1 protein-coding gene and 1 pseudogene are annotated in these 2562 nt (G+C 34.8%); both read left to right on the forward strand.

The window, feature by feature from the left end; translation table 11 throughout:
* Positions 1-495 (forward strand): annotated as a pseudogene (locus A6M55_RS17445) (excinuclease ABC subunit A); the annotation flags it as partial.
* 84 nt (positions 496-579) lie between these two features.
* Positions 580-2028: a c-type cytochrome domain-containing protein gene (locus A6M55_RS09685; protein WP_064197418.1), complete on the forward strand. Its 1449-nt coding sequence runs from the start codon at positions 580-582 to the stop codon at positions 2026-2028.
* Positions 2029-2562: the final 534 nt, after the last annotated feature.

Here is a 2562-nt window from a genome sequence, read left to right on the forward strand (position 1 = left end):
TATAATGAAAAAGATATTGCCGATATTTTGGCAATGACCGTTGACGAAGCCATTGAGTTTTTTAGCACCAGCGAGCCAAAACTGGCCGATAAACTTCGCCCATTACAAGATGTAGGCTTAGGATATATTCGTTTAGGACAATCGTCAAGCACACTTTCAGGCGGTGAAGCCCAACGTGTAAAATTGGCCTTTTTCTTGAGCAAAGGCAATGCCGATAAAGGCAAAACGCTTTTCGTATTCGATGAACCAACTACGGGTTTGCACTTCCACGATATCAAGAAATTATTGAAAGCCATCAATGCCTTAGTTGACCAAGGTGATACCGTAATTATTATCGAGCATAATATGGAGGTAATTAAATCGGCTGACTGGATTATTGATTTAGGACCAGAAGGTGGTGAAAAAGGCGGTTATTTGACATTTGAAGGAACACCCGAAGAAATGGTTAAACTCGAAGGAAATTATACAGCTTATTTTTTGAAAGGGAAAGTATAACAATCTGACTATAAACAACATTTTTACCTTTTTGCTGATTCATAAATTTGATTAATTTTGAAGAATCTTCAACCTAAGGTAAAAATGTTTTCATCAGAATTAATCGGCCACCTACATCCACTCATCGTACATTTACCCATCGGCATTCTGATTTTTGCCTATATAATGATGGTTCTTCAGTCGATTCAAAAATCAGACATGGAATCGGCTATTCATTTAGCTTTTCTTTTAGGAGCAATCTCATCGCTATTTGCGTGCGTAGCGGGTTGGTTATTGGCTCAATCGGGTGACTATGAGACCGATGCTATCTTTAAACATCAATGGACTGGTATCAGCACTGCTATATTTAGTATGCTGGCTTATTTCATAAAAAAATATAGGTGGATTTTAGCCACTCTTAACATCATTTTACTAACAATTACGGGGCATTTAGGCGGAAATCTCACGCATGGTGAGGATTATCTTTTTTCTTCTCAAAGTAAAACTCCAACCACAACAGATAGTACAACAATCGCTTCATTTGAAAATAATGATACCACTCAAAAAAACAACCAAACGCTCGTACGAAGGTCATTTGTTTACAGAGATAAGGTTGTGCCGATTCTGAAAACTAAGTGCTACAATTGCCACTCTGCCAGCAAAAAGAAAGGTGGTTTACGCTTAGATACAGAAACATTTATAAAAAAAGGTGGTAAAAATGGGCAAATTCTACTCGCTGGAAATCCAAGCAAAAGTACCTTATTTACTCATCTGATTTTACCAGAAGATGATGACAAACACATGCCCCCAAAAGGGAAAACGCAACTTACCAAAAGTGAAATTTCGGCTATCCATTTTTGGATAAAAAAAGGAGCATCTTTCGCAGAAGAAATAGAAACCATCACGAATGAAAGTAATGTAACACCTATACCAAATTTAGCCATTCCCAATTCAAAAATCACTTCTGAAGAAATTACCAATATTCCTGTAAGCGAAAACGAAACTGACAAAAACACTGAAGTAAAATTACTCAGTCAGAATACGGAAGCGGCAAGCCCAGAAATTCTGGAAAAGTTAAAGCAACGAAATATCGGAATTGCTCATTTAGGTGATGGTTCAAATTACCTTTCGGCAAATTTTGTAAACGTCCGAAATTATCAACCATCCTTATTAGATAATTTAGAAAATATTACTAATCAACTTGTTAGGCTTCGACTCAGTAACCAGCCTATCAACGATGAGGCTGTTAAAAAAATCGCTAACTTTAAGAATCTAACGAGATTAAATCTCGAAAATACACGAATTTCCGATGTGTCTTTGGAGTATTTGAAAGCATTACCCAAGCTTCAACAACTCAATTTATATGGCACAAATATTACCGACAAGGGCTTGGCTGTTTTGACAAAATACCCTAATCTGAAAGTGATTTATTTATGGCAAACCAAAGTCAGTAAATCAGGTATTGAACAATTAAAAAAGTCATTGCCAAGCTTACAAATTGAAACTGGAGAGTTTCAATTCGCAAAACCAGATACGAATAGAAATATCAGATAAGTGTTTATTTTTTGTTTCTAACGATATTTAGTGCTTACAGCACATTTTCTCTAATCAATGAAAAACAATTATTGAAATTTAAACTACTTCGTCATGAGTTTTATATCGGTAGAAATAAGCGAAAAGTAGAAATTACTGCTCCGTCAGGAGCTATACCAACAACAATACTAATTCACACATAAATAAAAGTTTACTACCGATACATAGTGCTTACAGCACATTTTCTCTAATCAATGAAAAACAATTATTGAAAATAAACTACTCCGTGAGGAGTTTTATATCGGTAGAAATAAACGAAAAGTAAAGATTACTGCTCCGTCAGGAGTTATACCAAAAGCAACGCTAATTCACAAATAAATAAAATATGATATTTTCTATTAATCCTAAATATTAAACTACTCCGTCAGGAGTTTTATATCGGTAGAAATAAGCGAAAAGTAGAAATTACTGCTCCGTCAGGAGTTATACCAACAACAATGCTAATTCACAAATAAATAAAATATGATATTTTCTATTAATCCTAAATATTAAACT

This window comes from Emticicia sp. MM, assembly GCF_001649495.1.

Excerpts from the sequence above, each read along its gene's own strand:
- A6M55_RS09685 (WP_064197418.1), top strand. The coding sequence starts at position 580 with ATGTTTTCATCAGAATTAATCGGCCACCTACATCCACTCATCGTACAT.